This is a genomic window from Klebsiella sp. F11, assembly GCF_056712265.1.
In genome coordinates, this window is sequence record NZ_CM160060.1 from 644,442 (window position 1) to 665,255 (window position 20,814).

Consider the following 20,814-nt stretch of genomic DNA (forward strand, 5'->3'; position numbering starts at 1 on the left):
CGATGAGCGATATGACCCTGCGGCAAAACGCCGGCGGCGGCTCGCTGAAGGGGCTGCTGTGGCTGTTATTATGCCTGGTGGCGCTGGTCAGCCTGCTGCCCAGCCTGCGCCTGCTCATCGCGGCGCTGCTCGACTGGCGGCAGGGCAGCGACAGCAGCCTGTGGCGCGTGCTGAGCAACCCCGCGACCTGGAACGCGCTGTACAACAGCCTCTATACCAGCGGGCTGGGAACGCTGATCTCGCTGCTGCTCGGCAGCCTGTTCGCCTTTTGCCTGGCGCTAACCAATATCCGCTTTAAACCGGTGTGGGTGTTCCTGTTTATGCTGCCGATGATGATCCCGCCGCAGGTCACCGCCCTGAGCTGGCTACAGCTCTTCGGGCCGAGCAGCATTCTGCTCAACAGCATCGGTCTGGCGCCGGGATTTGGCAGCGCTAATCCGCTCTACTCCGCCGAGGGGATCGCCCTGCTGCTCGGCATTCAGCATGCGCCGCTGGTGTTTCTGGCCCTGCGCACGCAGCTGCAGTGCCTGCCGAAGGAGCATATCGAAGCGGCAAGGCTCAACGGCGCCTCGCTGTGGCGGGTCTTTTTCGATATCGTGCTGCCGCTGTGCCGCACGGCCTTATGGGGCGGGGCGGCGATTGCTTTTGTTTCCGCCCTCGGCAACTTCGGCATTCCGGCGATGCTGGGGATCCCGATCTCGTTGTTTGTGCTGCCGGTCTATATCTACCAGACGCTCTCCAGCTTCGGCCCGTCGATGCTCAACGAGGTGGCGGCGCTGTCGGTGCTGATGGGCGTGCTGGCGATCGGGATTGTCATCGTCCAGGGCCATATGCAGCGCCGCTACGCGCTGCCGCTGATCGGCATGGCGGGGCGGGCGCTGGGGTTCTCGCTGGGTAAGTGGCGGCTGGCGACGGAGGCGCTGCTGGGCGTCGTGCTGTTCGCTATTCTGGTGGCGCCGCTGCTGGCGCTGATCGCCACCTCGCTGGTGCCGACGCTCGGCGTGCCGCTCAACGGCGAGACCCTGACCTTTGCCGCCTGGCGCGGCGTCGTTGACGCCCAGAGCGCCACCTGGCGCGCGTTGACCAACAGCATGCTGCTCTCGATTTGCGCCGCGGCGGTGCTGATGCTGCTCAGCCTGCCGCTGGCGTGGCTGCTGGTGCGCCATCCCACGCGGCCGCTGCGCTGGCTGCACGCCATTATCGATATTCCCTACACCCTGCCCGGCGTGGTGCTGGCGATCGCCTGCATCCTGCTGTTCGCCCGCCCGCTGCCGCTGCTGAATATCAGCCTTATCGGGACGCTGACGATTATCTTTTTTGCCTATTTGGCCCGTTTCCTAACCGTCTGCCTCAAGCCGGTACACAACAGCATGCTGCAGCTGGACCCGGCGATGGAGGAGGCCGCCAGCCTCGCCGGGGCGAACGTTTCGCAGCGCCTGCGCCACATCGTGCTGCCGCTGATGGCGCCGGCGGCGTTTGCCGGCGCGCTGCTGGTGTTCCTCTCCGCCGTCAACGAGCTGACGGTATCGGCGCTGCTGTGGAGCGCCGGGAAAGAGACGCTGGGGGTGATGATTTTCAACCTTGATGAGAGCGGAGATAAGGTGCTGGCGTCGGCGGTGTCGGTACTGGTGGTGGCGGTGGTGGCGGTGGTGATGCTACTGCTCAGCGCGCTCGGCAGATATTTACCCAAAGGAGTGATCCCATGGCAGAACTGAGGCTGGAGCGGCTCGGTAAAGTGTTCGGCAGCCAGGCCGTGGTGCGGGACCTGAGTTTGACCATCCCGCAGGGCGCCTTTACCGCGCTGCTGGGGCCGAGCGGCTGCGGCAAAACCACCACGCTGCGCATTCTTGCCGGCCTCGAGCAGCTGAGCGAAGGGCGCCTGCTGCTGGGGGATCGCCTGCTGGCGGATAGCGCCGTCCACCTGCCGCCGGAGCAGCGCGATATGGGGATGGTGTTTCAGTCCTACGCCCTGTGGCCGCATATGACCGTGGCGGAGAACGTCGGCTATCCGCTCAGGCTGCGTAAAGTTAACGGCGTCGCCCGGCAGAAGCGGGTGATGGAGGCGCTGGAAGTGGTCGAGCTTGGAGCCTACGCCGGGCGTTCGCCGCAGGAGCTGAGCGGCGGTCAGCGTCAGCGGGTGGCGCTGGCGCGCTGCCTGGTCTCCGAGCCGCAGGTGGTGCTGCTGGATGAGCCGCTGGCGAACCTCGATCGCCACCTGCGGGCGACGATGGAGCAGACGTTCCGCGAGTTTCACCGCCGCACCGGCGCGACCTTTGTCTACGTAACGCACGACCAGGCGGAGGCGATGGCGCTGGCCAGCCATATCGCGGTGATGCATCAGGGGGCGCTCATGCAGTGGGGCGCGCCGCAGGAGCTCTATCAGCAGCCGCAAAACGCCTGGGTGGCGCGCTTTATCGGTATGGGGCAGGTGCTGTCGCTGGCGATCCCCGGCCAGCAGCGCCAGCTGGACTGCGCGCTGCTGCACGCGGGCTTCTCCGCCAGCCAGCATGCGGCGGCGCAGCCGGTGCTGGTGCGCCCGGAACACGTGCAGCTCGCGGATAGCGGGCTGAGCGCGGAGGTGGAAAACTGTATCTATCAGGGAGAGCGTTATCTGGTGGATTTACGCCTCGCGGACGGACAGCCGCTGAGCGCCTTCCACCACTCGCCGCTGCGGGCGCAGCAGAGCGTCAGCGTACGCCTGACCCAGGGCTGGCGTCTGGAGGCGGCGTGAAGATCGAGGTCATTAGCGGCCAGGGCCGCAAGGCGCCGGCGGCCATTTTGCTGAGCACGCCGCGCCAGCGCATCCTGCTGGATGCCGGCGGCGCGCTGGAGCCGGACGAGGCGCCGTGGCCGGTTCCGGCGGATATCGACGCGGTTCTGCTAAGCCACGATCATGTGGATCATATTGCCGGGCTGAACCGCCTGCCGGCGGAGATTCCCGTCTACTGCAGCGCCGTCACCGCCCAGGCGCTGCCTGCGGGCCGCAACGTCCACCCGGTGGTGGTGCGCGGGCAATTTTCCCTCGGCGAAATAACCGTCACCACCGGCAGCTGCGGCCACGCCTGGGGCGGGATGTGGTTCCATCTGAACGTGGCGGGCGGCCTGTTTTACAGCGGTGATATCAGCATGGAGTCACTGCTGTTCCGCTTTGACGTGCCGCCGCCCGCGCGGCTGGCGCTGGTGGATGCCTCCTACGGCTTATACGATGCGCCGCAAAGCCGGCAGCGGGAAAAGCTGCGCGCGCATCTGCTGCAGCCGACCCTCTGCCCGGTGCCGCCCTCCGGGCGCGCCGCCGAGCTGGCGCTGCTGATGGCGCGCGAAAACCGCGCGGATATCGCCATGGACGCCGCCTGCCTGAGCATGCTGACGCAGATGGCGGAGCATGACGACGGCAGCCTGCAGCATGGCGCCGCCGCGGAGCTGCGGTCGCTGGCCGCGGCGCTTCCGCTCTTTTCGCCCCGCGCGCCGCTGGTATTGGCCGCCGACCCCGACGGCATGAGCGGCATGGCGGGCGCGCTGCGGGCGCGGGAGGATTTTCAGCATCGAACCCTGTTTACCGGCCATCTGAACCAGCTTGCGCATCAGCAGTGGCTGGCGGGCGACGTCGATTTTTGCCGCTGGAACGTTCACCCCACCGTCAGCTGCCTGCAAACGCTGGTCTCTCAGCTCGCCTGCCGCTATTTCGCGCCGCTGTTTACCGCCATTGACAACCCGCTTCAGTGGCAGCAGGCGCTGGGCTGCCAAATTATGACTCATCCGACGATAGAGATGGAACTATGCCAATAATCTGTAAGCCTTTTGTCTTCGTTCGCCACGGCGAAACGGCCCTGAACCGGGATAAACTGATCGGCGGAAGTACGGACGTGCCGCTCACCGAGGAGGGCGAACTGCAGGCGCAGGAGGTCCGCGCGCTGCTGGGCCGCTATCGCTGGAACGGCGTCGCCGTCAGCCCGCTGCTGCGCGCGCGGCAAACGGCCGAGCTGGCGCTCCCCGACGTACCCTATACGGTGTTCGACGATCTGCGCGAGCGGGACTGGGGGGAGTTAGAGCAGCGTCCGTGGACGGAGCAGCCGCCCTATGAAGAGACGCCGCCGGGTGGGGAGAGCTGGGAAGCGTTTTGCCACCGGGTGACCGGCGCGCTGAATACGATCCTGTCGCAGTACGAGCGGCCGTTGATTATCGCCCATTCCGGCGTGTTTCGCGTGCTGCGCCGCCATGCGCTCGGCACTCCCTACGGCCTCCGTCTCGGTAACGTGGTGCCGATGTGGATTTCACCCGGACAGCAGCCGAACGAGTGGCGCATCGTCCCACTGGAGGAAGCCGACGAGCGCTAAGCCCGCCCCCATCCGCCTCCTTCCGAACGCTTCCGCCCCGGCGCGGTCAAAAAAGCCAGTTGAAAATGAGAATCATTTATGTGATTTATAGTGGCTTTGATGCAGGCTCCGCAGGGAAAAGTTAATGTCCAATATTGAGCTGCAGGTGCTGTTTGAGCGTCATGCCCAGCCGCTGTTGGCGTATCTCAAAAGCCAGCTTCACGATGCGCAGCTGGCTGACGATCTGATGCAGGAGAGCTTTGCCCGCCTCTTTGAGCATTATCCGCAGGGAAAAATTCAGGATAGCGAATCCTATCTGTTCCGTACGGCGAGGAATCTGCTGTTCGATCATTACCGCCAGCAGCAGCGACGGCAAACCACGGCATTCAGCGATGATGAGATGGCCCATTTTCCCAGCGACGATCCGGGCGCCGAGCAGCGCGTGATTGATCGGCAGCAGGTTGAGAGGATTATCGGCCAGCTGATGAACCTGCCGGAGCGGACGCAGGCTATTTTTCGCCTCAGCCGGCTTGAGGGGCTGCCGCAGGCGGAAATTGCGGCGCGGCTGGGCGTATCGCTCAGCACCGTAGAGAAACATCTGGCGCAGGCGCTGGCTACCCTGATGTGCGGAATACAGAAATAATGGCATTTTTTTTACGGGTTTTACCTGGTTCAAACGTCTTAATGATTAACCCGGATAGTCAGGAAGCAGTGAAATGAGTCAGTTGAGTGAGGCAATACGTCAGCAGGCCGCGCTATGGGCTGTGAAAATGGCCGAGCGGTCGCTGACGGATGATGAGGAGCGGGAGATGGCCGCGTGGCGGGAGGCCGATCCGCAGCATGCCGACGCGCTGATTCAGGCGCAGCAGCTGTGGCTGATGCTCGGCACGCTGCCGCGAGCGGCCTCGGGCGCCCGGGCGGCGGATACGCTATCGCCCAGGGTGGTTCCTCTACCTCTGCCCGTCCCGCCGGCGGCGAGCGCTCGTTCCCGCTGGCGCTACTGGGCGACCGCCGCCGTCGTCGTGCTGGCGTCCCTGCCTGCACTGCTTCTGCTCCCCGACGCCTGGCTGCGCTGGCAGGCCGATTATTACACCGCCGCTGGCGAAGTTCGCCAGGTGACGCTGCCGGACGGCAGCCGGGTCGATCTCGATAGCCGCAGCGCCATCGAGCTGCATTTCAACGCCCGGGAGCGGCGGGTTACGCTGCTCTCCGGCAACGCCTGGTTTACCGTGGCGCCGCTGAGCAGCCGCGAGACGCGGCCCTTTCGCGTAGAGGCGAACGGCGGCACCACCCAGGCGCTGGGTACGCAGTTCAGCGTCGATCTAGACGGCAGCGGGGCGGACGTGGCGGTGCACGAGCACAGCGTGCGGGTCAGCTATAAAGGGCAGTCGCTGGTGCTGGCTGAGCAGCAGGGCGCGCGCTATGCCGATAATCGCCTGACGCGGCACTCGGTTTCGCCGGCGCAGTTCGCCTGGCGGCGCGGCTGGCTGATTATCGACCGGCAGCCGGTAAGCGAGGCGATCGCGCGGATAAACCGCTACCAGAACCAAACGGTTGTCGTCGTCAATCCGGCGCTGAGAAAGCGGACCGTCAGCGGCGCGTTTGCGCTCAATCAGCCCGATCGCGCCGTTGAAACCCTGCGTCAGACCCTCGGGGCAAAGCAGGTGACGCTGCCGGGTATGACGCTCCTGTACTAAGTCCCGCGGGCGTTTTGCGGGGCCATTTTTATATTTTTACTTTTTCTAAAAAATTTTTACGGGTTTGTGTACGTCGTTCGTCTTTATTGTTGAATGAGATTGATTACTATTATCAACGATAATTGAGTACACACATGCACCCATTACAGCCCCAATTTTGCAAAAGCCGTCGTCGCCTTGCTTTTGCCATATCGCTGACGTTAGCGCTGACCGCGCCGGCTCTGAGCCAGGCCGCGTCGGCAGCAACGGAAGCGGTAAAACAGAACAAAACCTTCGCCATTCCCCCGCAATCTCTGCAAAGCGCGCTGCTGCGATTTGGCGAGCAGTCCGGCGTGCAGATTTTTTTTGAAGACAGCACGGTCCAGGGGATGAAGTCGCAGCCGCTGAACGGCACGATGCCCATCGCCGCCGCGCTGCGCCAGCTGATTGGCAATAACGCCGTGGCGCCGGAATTTACCGCCGACGGGCAGATTATTCTCCGCGCGCGGCGCGCCGATGAAACCCGCATCGGCGGGCCGGTGAATGACGATACGCTGACCGTGACCGCCACCTTAAATTATTCCGCCGATGACTGGGTCTACGAGCAGCCTCGCTCCGTCAGCGTGATCGATCGCAAGAAGATGGACGACCGGCCAGCGCGGCACGCGGCGGATATCCTCGAACAGACCGCCGGCGTTTACTCCAGCGTGAGCCAGCAGGACCCGGCGCTGTCGGTGAATATTCGCGGGATGCAGGACTATGGCCGCGTCAACATGAACATCGACGGCATGCGGCAGAACTTCCAGAAGAGCGGCCACGGCCAGCGTAACGGCACCATGTATATCGATCCGGAGCTGCTGAGCGGCGTCACCGTCGACAAAGGCACCACCGGCGGCATGGGCAGCGCCGGCACGCTGGGCGGCATCGCCACCTTTAACACCCTCAACGCCAGCGATTTTATCTATGACGGCAAAGAGCTGGGCGGCAAGCTGCACGCCAGCACCGGCGATAACGGCACCCGCTTTATCGGCAGCGGCGCGCTGGCGTGGGGCAATGAGACGGGGGATATTCTGCTGGCCGCCAGCGAGCGCCACCTGAGCGACTACTGGCCGGGCAATAAAGGCGATATCGGCGACATTCGCGTCAACAACGACACCGGTAACTACGATCGCTACGCCAGCGCGTTAAAAAACAATCAGATTACCGACAGCCGCTACAAGATGCTGTCGCGGATGGCGAAGGTGGGCTGGAATCTGCCCGCCAACCAGCGCCTGCAGCTGAGCTATCTGCAAACCCAGGTGAGCTCGCCGACGGCCAGCACCCTGACCGCTGTCGGCGAAGGCGATGATCGGTCGCTGGGCTGGAAGCAGAGCGGCTACGACATGGTGATGGCGCGCAACGTCGCCCTCGACTACAGCCTTGCGCCCTACGATCGCGACTGGCTCGATCTGCATGCCAAGCTCTACTACGTCGATACCGACTCGAACAGCGATACTTACGGCAGCGGGACGACGGACGATTACTGGACGCAAACCCGCCTGCGCACCTACGGCGCCCAGCTGCAAAACACCTCACATTTCTCGCTGGCCGCGGAGCATACGCTGAAGGCGAACTACGGCGCCGAGTTTTACTATGACAAAGCCACCAGCCGCTCAACGTCTGAGGATATGGAGGGCGTGACGCCCGGCGGAAATCGTTCGATATTCAGCCTGTTCTCGACGCTGACCTACGAGTACGACGACTGGCTCACCGTCGAAGGCGGGCTGCGCTATGACCGCTATCGTCTGCGCGGCACCACCGGCATGAACTATCCCGAAGCGACCTACACCATTGATAATCCCTGCACCTCGCGTCGTCTGAGCGGCTGCGTCATCTCCAGCTCTTACCATGAATGGTTGGTGGATCGCGAAGAGTCCCGGGTGTCGCCGACGCTGGCGCTGGCGGTGAAACCGGGCGTCGACTGGCTGGAGCTGTATACCACCTACGGCCGCTCCTGGCGTCCGCCGGCGATTACCGAAACCCTGACCAGCGGCAGCGCCCACGGCGACTCCACGCAGTATCCCAACCCGTTCCTGCAGGCGGAACGCTCTCGCGCCTGGGAAGTGGGGGTGAACCTGCTGAAAGGCGGTCTGCTGCAGGAAGAAGATCGCCTGGCGGTGAAGGTGGCCTACTTCGATACCAAGGTATCGAACTACATCAGCATGGCGATTGACCGCGAAAAGCCGGGCATCACCCAGCCGGGGCTAGGCAACACCGCCTACGTCAATAACCTCAACAGCACCCGTTTTCGCGGGATCGAGTATCAGCTGAACTACGATGCGGGCTTCGTGTATACCGACTTCACCTACACGCACATGATCGGCAAAAACGAATTTTGTGCGCGGAAAGCGTGGCTGGGCGGCAAGCAGCAGGGGGCCGGCAGCGCCAATAACTGGTACTGGGAAGATAATGACGAGGCGAACAACTTCGTGACCTGCGATGGCGGCAGTCAGTTCAGCTCCGCCGCGTTCCTCCCCGGCGATCGCGGCTCGTTGACCCTCGGCGGTCGCGCCTTTGACCGCAAGCTCGACGCCGGCGTCACGGTGCGCTTTGCGCCTGGCTATCAGGATCACAGCGTGCCGAGCAACTACCCCTATCTGGCCGACTGGCCGCGCTACACCCTGTTTGACCTTTACGCCAGCTACCGCGTGACCGACAACCTGACGCTGCGCGGCTCCGTGGAGAACGTCTCCAACCGCGCCTACGTGGTCAGCTACGGCGAGACTCTGGGCAATACCTTGGGCCGCGGCCGCACCGTGCAGGGCGGCATCGAATACCGCTTTTAACCCCCGTATGACGCGGCGCAGTTCGGGCGTGCCCGGCACGTAAAAAGGCCGCGATATCTGTAATATCAGGAGACCAATATGGCATTTTCAGTGGATTACGACAGCTCTGTAGGCAGCTATAGCATTCATGATTATTTGGCTGAATGGTCAGCTACGTTTGGTGACGTTAACCATACCAACTGTAACGTGGATGATAGCAACACAGGCGGCTTCTACGGCGGTTCGCTGTCCGGAAGCCAGTACGCGATCACCAGCACCGCGAACAATATCACCTCATTCGTGGCGGAAGGAAACTTAACCTATACCCTGTTTGCCGACCCGGCGCACACGCTGTACGGCTCCCTCGACGGCCTGTCGTTCGGCGACGGCCTGCAGGGCGGCAGCTCTTCGCCGTACAACATCCAGGCGCTGGACGTTAGCTTCAGCGGTCTGGGCCTGAGCAGCGCGCAGTCCGAAGGTCATGACGGCATCGTGCATGAGGTGGTTTATGGCCTGATGTCCGGCGATACCAGCGCGCTGGAAACCGCGCTGAACGGCATTCTTGACCAGTACAACCTGAGCATCGATTCGACCTTCGATCAGATCGCGGCGGTCGTGGGCTCATCGGCAACCGCAGACCATACGGACCTGCTGGCGGCATAACCCTACCGTTTCCCCGCCGCGGCGGGGAAACGGTTCAGGCAGGAGAAAGAATGAGCGAAACTCAGGCGCCTCTGGCAGGACGGCAGGAGATTCTGGCGGCGCTGGCGACCTGCCGGCGCGGCTTCTGGTGCGTGGCGCTGTTTACCGCGGCGATCAATATTCTGATGCTTTCGCCGGCGCTGTATATACTGCAGGTCTACGATCGGGTCCTGCCGTCCGGCAACCTTATGACGCTGACGATGCTGACCCTGATGATCGTCGGCCTGCTGCTGTTTCTTGGCCTGATGGAGTGGGTGCGCAGCGGGCTGGTTATCCGCCTCGGCGCGCAGCTGGATATGCGCCTTAACGCGCGGGTGTTTGACGCCGCGTTTGGCACCAACCTGAAAACGGGCAATGTCCTGGCCGGCCAGGCGTTAAACGACCTCACCAGCTTACGCCAGTTCGCCACCGGCAGCGCGCTGTTCGCCTTTTTTGACGCCCCCTGGTTCCCCCTCTATCTGCTGGTGGTTTATCTGCTGCATCCGTGGCTTGGCGTTCTGGCGACCCTCGGCGCGGCGCTGCTGCTGGCCCTGGCCTGGCTCAACCTGCGCTTAAGCCAGCCGCTGCTGGAGCGGGCGGGAAAGGTGGCGCTCCACGCCAGCCAGCGGGCCAACGGCCAGCTGCGGCAGGCCGAAGCGATAGAGGCGATGGGGATGCTGCAAACTCTGCGCCAGCGCTGGCGCTGCCGGCACGCCGAGTTTTTACATTTGCAAAGCCGCGGCAGCGAGAGAATGGCGCTGATCACCTCCCTGACGCGCACGCTGCGCCTGGCTCTGCAGTCGCTGATGCTCGGCTGCGGCGCGCTGCTGGCGGTCAACGGCGATATCACCTCCGGCATGATGATCGCCGGCTCGATCCTGATCGGTCGCGTGCTGGGGCCTATCGATCAGCTGATCGGCAGCTGGAAGCAGTGGCTGGCGGCCCGTGAGGCCTGGCAGCGGCTGCAGGTGCTGCTGGCCGCGAATCCGCCGCAGCCTGAGCGTTTACCGCTGCCCGCGCCGCAGGGACATTTACGCGTTGAGCAGTTGACGATTACGGCGCCGGGAGGCCGTCAGCCCATATTAATGCAGCTGCAGTTTTCGCTGGTTGCCGGCACCGTTCTGGGGGTGATTGGCGCCTCCGGTTCCGGTAAAACGCAGCTGATGAAGCAGCTGGTTGGCGTGCAGAAACCGCTCTCCGGCAGCGTGCGGCTGGACGACGCCGAAATCCACCAGTGGGATAAAACGGCGCTGGGGCCGCATATCGGCTATCTGCCGCAGGATATTCAGCTGTTTGCCGGGACGCTGGCGGAAAACATTGCCCGCTTTGGCGAAGTGGATGCCGACAGCGTGGTGCTGGCCGCGCAGATGGCCGGCATCCACGCGCTGATTTTACGCCTGCCGCAGGGCTATGACACGGTGCTGGGCGAAGGCGGCAGCGGCCTGTCCGGCGGCCAGCGCCAGCGGGTGGCGCTGGCCCGCGCGCTCTACGGCCTACCGGCGCTGGTGGTGCTGGATGAGCCGAACGCCAACCTCGATAAAGAGGGCGAAGCGGCGCTCCAGCAGGCGATTTTGACCCTCAAGGAGAAAGGAAAAAGCGTGGTTCTGGTGACCCATAAACCGGATATTCTGGCGATTACCGATCGCCTGCTGGTGCTGGCCGGCGGCCGGATGCAGCACGAGGGCCCGAGCGCCGAAGTGCTGAAAAAGCTGCCGGGCATGGCCCGCGCGGCGAGCTCCGGCGCGGTGACGCCGATCGGCGCGGGACGGCACGGCGGTTTTAACGTGGGCTATACCGCGGTGTCGCCGCGGGCCAGGGCTGAGGGCAAATCATGAAAGCGCTGACGTTATCGGAGCAGCTGGCCGGGTACGAGGCGGCCTTCAGCGAGCGCGCCTATTTACGCTGGGGGCTGTGGCTGGTGCTCGTTGGGTTCGGCGGTTTTCTCTGCTGGGCCAGCTTCGCGCCGCTCGACCGCGGGGTGCCGGTTTCCGGCAGCGTGGTGGTGACGGGCAACCGTAAAGCGGTGCAGCATCCCGGCGGCGGGGTGATTGCGCAGCTGCGCGTCCACGACGGCGAGAAGGTGCAGGCGGGCCAGGTGCTGGCGGTGATGAATACCGCGACTACGCAAACCCGGCGCGACGCGCTGCAAAGCCAGCTGCGCAGCCTGCAGCTGCAGATGGCGCGCTGGGCGGCGGAGCGAACGGGGCAGAATGAGATCGTGCTGCTGCCCGAGCTGGCGGTAGTGCGGGATGAACCGGAGGTGGTGGAGCAGCTGGCGCTGCAGCGTCAGCTGTTAATCAACCGTCGCGCGGCTCTGCGCAGCGAGCTGGCGGCCATTGATGAAGGCGTGGCCGGCACCCAGGCGCTGCTCAGCGGCATGCAGTCTTTACTGAGCAGCAAGCAGCAGCAAAAGCGCCTGCTCAACGAGCAGCTCTCCGGCATCCGCGGGCTGGCGGCAAAGGGCTACGTGGCGCGCAATCAGCTGCTGTCGATGGAGGGGGAGCTCGCCAGCGTGGAGGGGGAGATTGCGCAAACCCACGGCAGCATCGGCCGGCTGCAGCGGCAGGCGATCGAGCTGCGGCTGCAGGCGCAGCAGCGCCGGGATGAGTACAGTAAAGAGGTCAATACCCAGCTGGCGGACGGCCAGGCGCAGATCGCCGCGCTGAAAAACCAGCTGGAGAAAGCGCAGGCCGATCTGCAGGATACGCAGATTAAGGCGCCGGAGGCGGGAACGGTGGTCGGGATGGCGGTATTTACAGAGGGCGGCGTGATTCAGGCCGGGCAGCAGCTGATGGAGATCGTGCCGGAGGATTCGCCGATGGAGGTCGAAGCCCGCGTGCCGGTCGAGCTGATCGATAAGGTGCATCAGGCCCTGCCGGTGGAGCTGCTCTTTTCCGCTTTCGATCAGAGCACCACCCCGCGCGTGGCGGGGGAGGTGACGATGGTCGGCGCCGACCGCCTGGTCGATGAACAGACCGGGAAACCCTACTACGCGCTCCGCGTTAAGGTCACGCGGGAGGGGATGGACAAGCTGCAGGGACTGACGATTCGGCCCGGCATGCCGGTTGAAGGGTTTATCCGCACCGGCGAGCGTTCGCTGATGAACTATCTGCTGAAGCCGCTGACCGACCGCCTGCACCTGGCGCTGACCGAATCCTGAGGGGGCCTGCCGGTAAGCGGGTTTCAGGCGAGCGGGAAAATAAAAAGGACTTAGCCATTTTCATGGTTAAGTCCTTTTCTTGTCTGGTGGCCCCTGCTGGACTTGAACCAGCGACCAAGCGATTATGAGTCGCCTGCTCTAACCACTGAGCTAAGGGGCCGTGGCGAGGGATTATAAAGTAACTGGCAGACGCAATCCAGCCTAAAACGCGCGGCTGCTGTTTTTATAAACAACGCATTTTCAATCCTTTATAATTAGCTTTTAGCTATTGAGCAGGGGACAAGATGATTAACGATATTCTGGCGCCGAACCTGCGGGTGGTCTTCTGCGGCATCAATCCGGGAAAATCCTCCGCCCATACCGGCTTTCACTTCGCGCATGCGGGGAACCGCTTCTGGAAGGTGATTCACCTGGCGGGCTTCACCGACCGGCTGCTGAAGCCGGAAGAGGAGCTCCAGCTGCTCGACACCCGCTGCGGGATCACCATGCTGGTGGAGCGTCCGACGGTGCAGGCCAGCGAAGTAGCGCTGCAGGAGCTGCGCAGCGGGGGACGAGAGCTGGTGCGGAAAATAGAAGAGTATCAGCCGCGGGCGCTGGCGGTTCTTGGCAAGCAGGCCTTTGAGAAGGCGTTTCAGGTCCGTAGCGTGCAGTGGGGCAGGCAGCAGGCGACCATCGGGGCGACCGAGCTGTGGATGCTGCCCAATCCCAGCGGGCTGAACCGGGCGACGCTCGATAAGCTGGTGGAGGCGTATCGCGAGCTTGACGACGCGCTGGCGTCGCGTGGGCTATAGCTTTCGTGTCTGGAGGCCAACGCCGGGCAAAAAAAAGCTCCCCGCAGGGAGCTTTTTGCATTTATTACCTGACGATTAATCGTCGAGGAAGCTACGCAGAACCTCAGAGCGGCTCGGGTGGCGCAGCTTGCGCAACGCTTTCGCTTCGATCTGACGAATACGTTCGCGGGTAACGTCGAACTGTTTACCCACTTCTTCCAGCGTGTGGTCGGTATTCATGTCGATACCGAAACGCATACGCAGGACCTTCGCTTCACGGGCGGTCAGGCCAGCCAGAACGTCGTGGGTGGCGGCGCGCAGGCTCTCCGTGGTGGCGGAATCCAGCGGCAGCTCGAGGGTGGTATCCTCGATGAAATCACCCAGATGCGAATCTTCATCGTCGCCGATCGGCGTTTCCATGGAGATCGGCTCTTTGGCGATTTTCAGCACCTTACGAATTTTATCTTCCGGCATCAGCATGCGCTCGGCCAGCTCTTCCGGCGTCGGCTCGCGGCCCATTTCCTGCAGCATCTGGCGGGAGATACGGTTGAGTTTGTTGATAGTCTCAATCATATGCACCGGAATACGGATGGTGCGCGCCTGATCCGCGATGGAGCGGGTGATCGCCTGACGGATCCACCAGGTTGCGTAGGTGGAGAACTTGTAGCCGCGGCGGTATTCGAACTTATCTACCGCCTTCATCAGGCCGATGTTACCTTCCTGAATCAGATCGAGGAACTGCAGGCCGCGGTTGGTGTATTTCTTGGCGATAGAAATAACCAGACGCAGGTTTGCTTCAACCATCTCTTTCTTCGCACGGCGGGCTTTCGCTTCACCGATGGACATACGACGGTTGATATCCTTAACCTGCTCAATGGTCAGGCCGGTTTCTTCTTCAATCTGCTGCAGCTTCATCAGGCCGCGCTGAACGTCTTCTTTGACGTCGTGCAGCTTTTCAGACCACGGCTTGTTCATGGCAACGGCCGCGTTGAACCAGGTTTCGCTGGTTTCATTGCCGGTGAACAGCGTAATGAAGTTTTTCTTCGGCATTTTGCACTGTTCGACGCACAGCTTCATGATGATGCGTTCCTGAGTACGCACTCTGTCCATCATGTTGCGCATGCTGCCGACCAGGTAATCGAACTGTTTCGGTACCAGGCGGAACTGCTTAAAGACTTCAGACAGCTTGAGAATCTCTTCCTGCGCTGCGGCGTGGCTGCGGCCTTTTGCTTTGATGGTGTCGCGGGTCAGCTCGTACTGCGTACGCAGCTCGGCGAATTTCTCGCGCGCCAGCTCAGGGTCGATGCTGTTGTCGTCATCGCTGCTGTCGTCGTCTTCTTCTTCTTCATCTTCTTCGTCGTCATCCATCTCTTCCTGAGACAGTTCGGAGCCGACGTGCGTGGCGGTTGGCGCCAGGTCTTCTTCGGCGTTCGGATCGACGAATCCGGTGATCAGGTCTGACAGACGCGCTTCTTCAGCTTCAACGCGATCGTACTGTTCCAGCAGGTAGGTAATGGCTTCCGGATATTCGGCAACGGAGCACTGGACCTGATTGATCCCGTCTTCGATGCGCTTAGCGATGTCAATTTCGCCTTCGCGGGTCAGCAGTTCCACGGTACCCATTTCGCGCATATACATGCGCACCGGGTCGGTCGTGCGTCCGATTTCTGATTCAACACTGGACAGAACCTGTGCAGCAGCTTCTTCTGCATCTTCGTCGGTGTTGTTGCTGTTTTCAGCCAGCAGCAGATCGTCGGCATCCGGCGCTTCTTCCATCACCTGAATGCCCATATCATTGATCATTTGGATGATGTCTTCGATCTGATCGGAGTCGACGATATCTTCCGGCAGATGGTCATTGACCTCGGCATAGGTCAGATAGCCTTGCTCCTTACCACGTTGGACAAGAAGCTTCAGCTGTGACTGCGGGTTTTGCTCCATAAGACGGTATCCACACTTAATTCGTTTGATTGGTGTTGGCAGACAAGCTGCCAGCATTTAAAGCGAGGGCGTACTTATATTATTGCCGCTGCGCCTCAGCGCGGCTGTCGGGGGCTTCCCGAGCGATATTCGGCACTTAAGCCGTGCAATTCATTTTTTTGCCAGCTCCTGGCTGATAGTCCAGAGCTCCCGGCGTTCCTCACTGCTTAAGCCGTGCGTGCGATCGCGGGCTATCAACTCTTCCTGTCGCAGTTCAAGCAGTGAATCAAACATATGGTTAAGCGAGTCGGTGAAGGTTTTTTCAGCGATATCTTTATCTGCTATATCGTCCCACATCGACAGTTTTTCAAGGGTCGCGGCCTCATTTGTGCCGCGATACTGCTCTAAAAGTTGTCCGGTGGTCAGACCCGGCTGCGACAGACAGGCGTTAACCAGTTCGCTGAACAGGCCCAGTCCCGGTATTTTACGCTGATCCAGGCCCGCTAAAGGCGGTACCAGCGGTGCCAGATCCGGATTTTGCACCAGCAGTCCTATCAGTATACGCATGGTCGTGCGTTTTAGCTGTGGAGCAGGGCGCGGCGCGCCATTTTCTGTCATTTTTGGCATTAAACGCTCAAGCTGGGCGTCATCTAAAATCCCCAGCTTGTTGCCCAGCTCCTGGCGCAGATAGATGCGCAGGGTCTCGCCCGGAACCTGAGTGATCAGCGGCAGCGCCAGCGTGCTGAGCTGCGCGCGCCCGTCCGGGGTACTCAAATCAACCTGCGGCAGCAGGCTGTTAAACAAAAACGTCGAGAGCGGCTGAGCCTGCTCCATCCGCGCTTCAAACGCAGCCTTGCCCTCTTTACGCACCAGCGTATCCGGGTCTTCGCCGTCGGGCAGAAACATAAAGCGTAGCTGACGGCCGTCGGACATATAGGGCAGCGCCGTCTCCAGCGCTCGCCATGCGGCCTCGCGGCCCGCCCGGTCGCCGTCGTAGCAGCAGATGACCTGATTGGTCGCCCGAAACAGCAGCTGAATATGATCGGCGGTGGTCGACGTACCCAGCGACGCGACGGCATAGTTAATGTCGTACTGCGCCAGGGCTACGACGTCCATATAGCCTTCGACAACCAGCAATCGCGGCGGTTCGGCGTCGTTCTGCTGCGCTTCATACAGGCCGTACAGCTGGCGACCTTTATGGAAAATATCGGTTTCCGGGGAGTTAAGGTACTTCGGCAGGGCATCGCCCAGCACGCGACCACCAAAACCAATGACCCGGCCTCGCTTATCGCGGATCGGGAACATCACCCGTTCGCGGAAGCGGTCGTAACTGCGTCCCTTATCGTTAGTCACCAGCATGCCGGCGTCGATAAGCGACTGGCGGTTTTCCTGATTGCCGCCAAAACGTTTTAAAACGTTATCCCAACCGGGGGGCGCGTAGCCAATCGCAAAGCGCGCAATGACCTCGCTGCTTAAACCACGCTTCTCCAGATACTGGCGCGCAGGAGCGGCGGCGGGTTGCTGCAAAGACTGCTGATAAAACGCATTCAGACCATCCATCAGCTGATAGAGGCTTTGCCGCTGATGGCGCTCAATCTGACTGGGTCCGTTACCCGCTTCGTACGGCACTTCAAGGTTGTGCATGGCGGCCAGCTCTTCGACCGTCTCCACGAACTCGAGCTTGTCGTAGTTCATCAGGAAGTCGACGGCGTTGCCGTGCGCACCGCAGCCGAAGCAGTGGTAAAACTGTTTTTCACCGTTGACGGTAAAAGAGGGGGTTTTTTCGTTATGAAATGGACAGCACGCATGGTAATTCTTGCCCTGCTTTTTGAGCTTTACCCGCGCGTCGATAAGATCGACGATGTCGGTGCGCGCCAGCAGGTCATTGATAAATACGCGTGGGATTCGTCCAGCCATAGGCCCCGTAAATTATACACCTTATCCGACAAGCTGCTTCAGCGCCGATGCGTTCCTGCCGCCGGCGTCAGCCAGCTCTTAGGATTCGCTCTTTTGCTGCTTTGGTGCATCCTGAAGGGTGGGGCATATATGCTAATGCATAAACGAAAATAAGCCGCGCATTCCTTGCGGAAGCACGGCCTTACAACTTACAACTCAGCCTGAATTGAGGGCTTTAGCCCTCAACAGATTAGTACAGACGAGTGCGGCGTGCGTTTTCGCGAGCCAGTTTCTTCGCGTGACGTTTCACTGCAGAAGCTTTAGCGCGCTTACGTTCGGTAGTCGGTTTTTCATAGAACTCACGACGACGAACTTCCGCCAGAACACCTGCTTTTTCACAGGAACGCTTGAAGCGACGCAGAGCTACGTCGAACGGCTCGTTTTCACGTACTTTAATTACCGGCATGTGCCTCTCACCTTTGATTAATTCGGTTTGCTGCTGGCATCAGCGCCAGCTTATTTCAAAATGGTGCGGAATTTTACTGCAACTACTGCTGCTTTGTAAAGCACCTGCGCCCTTTTTGAAAGGACTTTTATAAGGGTGAGGAGTATACACGAGGGTTCTTCCTGGGGCGAACAAAGTTTTATATCCGCCGCCCCGGCGAGCGTCCCGGGCCGGGCTTTCCTCGCCCGCCCGGCCCGCGTATCCCCTGCGGGCGTCGGGCCGTGTCGCGCTGCCGCCCGGCATTCTTAGGGTATACATCAACCCGCATTGGTCCTAAACTGCGCGCTATTAGAGCGAGGTAAAACAAGACATGCGTGTACTGGGTATTGAAACATCCTGCGATGAAACCGGCATCGCCATTTACGACGATAAGCAAGGCCTGCTGGCCAACCAATTGTATAGTCAGGTGAAACTGCACGCTGACTACGGCGGCGTGGTGCCTGAGCTGGCTTCGCGCGATCACGTGCGTAAAACGGTGCCGCTGATCCAGGCGGCGCTGAAAGAGGCCGGGCTGACGGCAAAAGATATTGATGCGGTTGCCTACACCGCCGGGCCGGGGCTGGTCGGCGCGCTGCTGGTTGGCGCCACGGTAGGCCGCTCGCTGGCGTTCGCCTGGAACGTGCCGGCGATCCCGGTGCACCATATGGAAGGGCATCTGCTGGCGCCGATGCTGGAAGATAATCCGCCGGACTATCCTTTTGTGGCGCTACTGGTTTCCGGCGGCCATACCCAGCTGATTAGCGTGACCGGTATCGGTCAGTATGAGCTGCTGGGTGAATCGATCGATGATGCGGCAGGGGAAGCATTCGATAAGACCGCGAAGCTGCTGGGCCTCGATTATCCCGGCGGCCCGATGCTCTCTAAAATGGCCTCCCGGGGCAGCGAAGGGCGTTTTGTCTTCCCGCGGCCGATGACCGATCGTCCGGGGCTGGATTTTAGCTTCTCTGGCCTGAAGACCTTTGCCGCCAACACCATCCGCAATAATGAGGATGACGAACAGACCCGGGCGGACATCGCGCGGGCGTTTGAAGATGCGGTGGTGGATACGCTGATGATTAAGTGCCGTCGGGCGCTGGAGCAGACCGGCTTTAAGCGCCTGGTGATGGCGGGCGGCGTAAGCGCCAACCGCACGCTGCGCGCGAAGCTGGCTGAGATGATGCAAAAGCGCGGCGGGGAAGTGTTCTACGCCCGCCCCGAGTTCTGTACCGATAACGGGGCGATGATCGCCTACGCCGGAATGGTGCGCCTGCGTACCGGCGCGAAGACCGAGCTTGGCGTCACCGTGCGCCCACGCTGGCCGCTCGCCGAGCTGCCGGCGGCCTGATCCCGCTTACGGGCCGACCTCGCGTCGGCCCGCCTTTCTGCGTTATTCCATACTCTTACACAGCGAGCAGATCGCCCCCTGATGTTTTGCCGAGTGCATCACGTCCGGACGCTCGTACTCTTCCCGGCAGGTAATGCAGCGGTACACGGTGGTGGAGGCGTTCCCCTGCGCGTCGTAGCGCGGTTCGGCAATGCCGTCATCGTGCCGTTTGATGTAGTAGCGGCCGCGGGTCAGAACGCCCATCAGCGGCGTCATCACCAGGGCTACGGCCAGCGCAATCAGCGGCGAGAACGGGGCGAGAGTGGCGCCAAGCAGGCCGAAGAAGGAGCAGATAGAGAGCCCGGCGGCGAGAGCAAAGGAGACCACGCCCACCGGGTTAACGTTATGGATCATCCCCCGGCGATATTCCGGCTGGGCCGGCGCCAGCTTCAGCAGGCCTTTGTTAACGGTGATATCGGTGGCGACCACCACGACCCAGGCAATGGCGAAGTTGGAGTAAAAGCCGAGGATCCACGACAGGGCGCTGAACATATCGCCCTCCATCAGCGCCAGCGCAATGGCGAGGTTGACGACAACAAAGACGATCCGCCCCGGATAGCTGCGGGTGGTGCGCGTCCAGGCGCTGGTCCAGGCCAGCGAGCCGGAGTAGGCGTTGGTGACGTTAATTTTAATCTGCGAGATAACCACCAGCACCACGGCCAGGGTCAGCGCCAGCCAGCCGGGCACCAGATTGTCAAAGACGCTGACGAACTGCTGAACCGGCTCGGTGTTATGTACCGCCGGGAAGCGGGTCAGCAGGTAGAAGCCGAGGAAGGCGCCAATAATCTGCTTAATCGCGCCCAGCACCACCCAGCCCGGACCGGCGGAAAAGACCGCCAGCCACCAGCTCCTGCTGTTCTGCGCCGTTTTCGGCGGCATAAAGCGCAGATAGTCAATCTGCTCGCCGATCTGCATGATCAGCGACAGGCAGACCCCGGCGCCCAGCATAATGGCGGTTAAGTCCACGCGCGAGGCGTCGTTTTTGCCGGCGAAGTTCATAAAGCCGTCCACCAGCGCCGGGTCTTTGGCGATAAGCCAGGCCACCGGCACGACCATCAGCACCAGCCACAGCGGCGTGGTCCAGACCTGCAGACGGGTCAAGGCCTTCATACCGTAAACGACCAGCGGCAGCACCATCAGGGTGGCGATGAGGTAGCCCATCCACAGCGGGATCCCGAGGCCGACCAGCAGCCCCTGGGCCATAATCGAGCCCTCAAGGGCGAAGAAGATAAAGGTAAATCCGGCAAAAATAATGCTGGTAATGACCGAACCAAAATAGCCGAACCCGGCGCTGCGGGTGATTAAATCGAGGTCGATGTTATAGCGGGCGGCGGTGATCGCCAGCGGAATGCCGGTGAGGAAAATCACCAGCGCGGCCAGCAGGATCGAGTAGATGGCGTTGGTGGTGCCCCACGCCATGCCGATGCTGGCGCCGATAGAGAAGTCGGCCAGATAGGCAATGCCGCCCAGCGCGGTGACGGCGACAACGCCCGGCCCCCAGCGGCGAAAGCTCAGCGGGGCGTAGCGCAGAGTGTAATCTTCCAGGGTTTCACGGGAGCCGGATGGGCCGGTTTGTGCAGGTAGCTCGGTTTTTATATCCAGTGATGACATAGTCATTCCTTAATGGTCAGGTATGACTGTAATTAGCAAACCTTATGCCACTTCGTAGAGCAGGCGCCGCCGGGAGCGGAGGAGGAGGAGAGGATAAAAAGAGGGCGTTGAATGC

At 61.6% G+C, this 20,814-nt stretch carries 16 protein-coding genes and 1 tRNA gene; 12 read left to right on the forward strand and 5 right to left on the reverse strand.

The window, feature by feature from the left end; all coding sequences use genetic code 11:
* Positions 1-2 precede the first annotated feature (2 nt).
* From AC1M2H_RS03285 to AC1M2H_RS03330, 10 genes are all read left to right on the forward strand, one after another.
* Positions 3-1,715, forward strand: coding sequence for an ABC transporter permease (locus AC1M2H_RS03285; RefSeq protein WP_480150270.1), 1,713 nt, complete (start codon positions 3-5; stop codon positions 1,713-1,715).
* Positions 1,703-2,731, forward strand: coding sequence for an ABC transporter ATP-binding protein (locus AC1M2H_RS03290; protein ID WP_480150271.1), 1,029 nt, complete (start codon positions 1,703-1,705; stop codon positions 2,729-2,731). The genes AC1M2H_RS03285 and AC1M2H_RS03290 overlap by 13 nt, the downstream gene beginning before the upstream one ends.
* Positions 2,728-3,786 carry an MBL fold metallo-hydrolase gene (locus tag AC1M2H_RS03295; protein ID WP_480150272.1) on the forward strand — a complete coding sequence of 353 codons (1,059 nt, stop codon included), beginning with the start codon at positions 2,728-2,730 and terminating at the stop codon, positions 3,784-3,786. The genes AC1M2H_RS03290 and AC1M2H_RS03295 overlap by 4 nt, the downstream gene beginning before the upstream one ends.
* On the forward strand, positions 3,777-4,334 hold the full coding sequence (locus AC1M2H_RS03300) for a histidine phosphatase family protein (RefSeq protein WP_480150273.1): 558 nt from the start codon (positions 3,777-3,779) through the stop codon (positions 4,332-4,334). The genes AC1M2H_RS03295 and AC1M2H_RS03300 overlap by 10 nt, the downstream gene beginning before the upstream one ends.
* Positions 4,335-4,458: 124 nt before the next feature.
* A complete protein-coding gene (locus AC1M2H_RS03305; protein ID WP_480150274.1) occupies positions 4,459-4,956 on the forward strand; it encodes an RNA polymerase sigma factor in 498 nt (165 codons plus the stop codon).
* A gap of 73 nt (positions 4,957-5,029) precedes the next feature.
* Entirely contained in the window at positions 5,030-6,010 is a 981-nt protein-coding gene (locus AC1M2H_RS03310; protein WP_480150275.1) for a FecR family protein, read from the forward strand.
* A 134-nt stretch (positions 6,011-6,144) separates the two neighbouring features.
* The gene (locus AC1M2H_RS03315) at positions 6,145-8,814 is read left to right on the forward strand and encodes a TonB-dependent receptor (protein ID WP_480150276.1); all 2,670 of its coding nucleotides are present in this window, start codon (positions 6,145-6,147) and stop codon (positions 8,812-8,814) included.
* A gap of 78 nt (positions 8,815-8,892) precedes the next feature.
* A complete protein-coding gene (locus tag AC1M2H_RS03320; RefSeq protein ID WP_480150277.1) occupies positions 8,893-9,456 on the forward strand; it encodes a heme acquisition protein HasA in 564 nt (187 codons plus the stop codon).
* 50 nt (positions 9,457-9,506) lie between these two features.
* On the forward strand, positions 9,507-11,309 hold the full coding sequence (locus AC1M2H_RS03325) for a type I secretion system permease/ATPase (RefSeq protein WP_480150278.1): 1,803 nt from the start codon (positions 9,507-9,509) through the stop codon (positions 11,307-11,309).
* Positions 11,306-12,634, forward strand: a complete 1,329-nt coding sequence (locus tag AC1M2H_RS03330; RefSeq protein WP_480150279.1) for an HlyD family type I secretion periplasmic adaptor subunit — start codon at positions 11,306-11,308, stop codon at positions 12,632-12,634. The genes AC1M2H_RS03325 and AC1M2H_RS03330 overlap by 4 nt, the downstream gene beginning before the upstream one ends.
* An 84-nt stretch (positions 12,635-12,718) precedes the next feature.
* Here AC1M2H_RS03330 and AC1M2H_RS03335 read toward each other — a convergent pair.
* Positions 12,719-12,794: transfer RNA gene (locus tag AC1M2H_RS03335), tRNA-Ile, on the reverse strand.
* 124 nt (positions 12,795-12,918) lie between these two features.
* Here AC1M2H_RS03335 and mug point away from each other — a divergent pair.
* Positions 12,919-13,425 (forward strand): G/U mismatch-specific DNA glycosylase, encoded by a 507-nt coding sequence (gene mug, locus AC1M2H_RS03340; RefSeq protein ID WP_480150280.1) that lies wholly within the window; start codon positions 12,919-12,921, stop codon positions 13,423-13,425.
* Positions 13,426-13,500: 75 nt separating this feature from the next.
* Here the strand turns inward: mug and rpoD are convergent, their stop codons facing one another.
* From rpoD to rpsU, 3 genes are all read right to left on the reverse strand, one after another.
* Positions 13,501-15,345, reverse strand: a complete 1,845-nt coding sequence (rpoD, locus tag AC1M2H_RS03345) for an RNA polymerase sigma factor RpoD (RefSeq protein WP_480150281.1) — start codon at positions 15,343-15,345, stop codon at positions 13,501-13,503.
* A gap of 150 nt (positions 15,346-15,495) precedes the next feature.
* Positions 15,496-17,241: a DNA primase gene (gene dnaG / locus AC1M2H_RS03350; RefSeq protein WP_480150282.1), complete on the reverse strand. Its 1,746-nt coding sequence runs from the start codon at positions 17,239-17,241 to the stop codon at positions 15,496-15,498.
* 229 nt (positions 17,242-17,470) lie between these two features.
* A complete protein-coding gene (gene rpsU, locus AC1M2H_RS03355) occupies positions 17,471-17,686 on the reverse strand; it encodes a 30S ribosomal protein S21 (RefSeq protein ID WP_001144069.1) in 216 nt (71 codons plus the stop codon).
* Between the two features lie 349 nt (positions 17,687-18,035).
* On the opposite strand from rpsU, the gene tsaD reads away from it, so the two are divergent.
* Positions 18,036-19,049, forward strand: coding sequence for a tRNA (adenosine(37)-N6)-threonylcarbamoyltransferase complex transferase subunit TsaD (tsaD, locus tag AC1M2H_RS03360; protein WP_480150283.1), 1,014 nt, complete (start codon positions 18,036-18,038; stop codon positions 19,047-19,049).
* Between the two features lie 42 nt (positions 19,050-19,091).
* On the opposite strand, the gene AC1M2H_RS03365 is transcribed toward tsaD, so the two are convergent.
* A complete protein-coding gene (locus tag AC1M2H_RS03365; protein ID WP_480150284.1) occupies positions 19,092-20,699 on the reverse strand; it encodes a purine-cytosine permease family protein in 1,608 nt (535 codons plus the stop codon).
* Between the last annotated feature and the right edge of the window lie 115 nt (positions 20,700-20,814).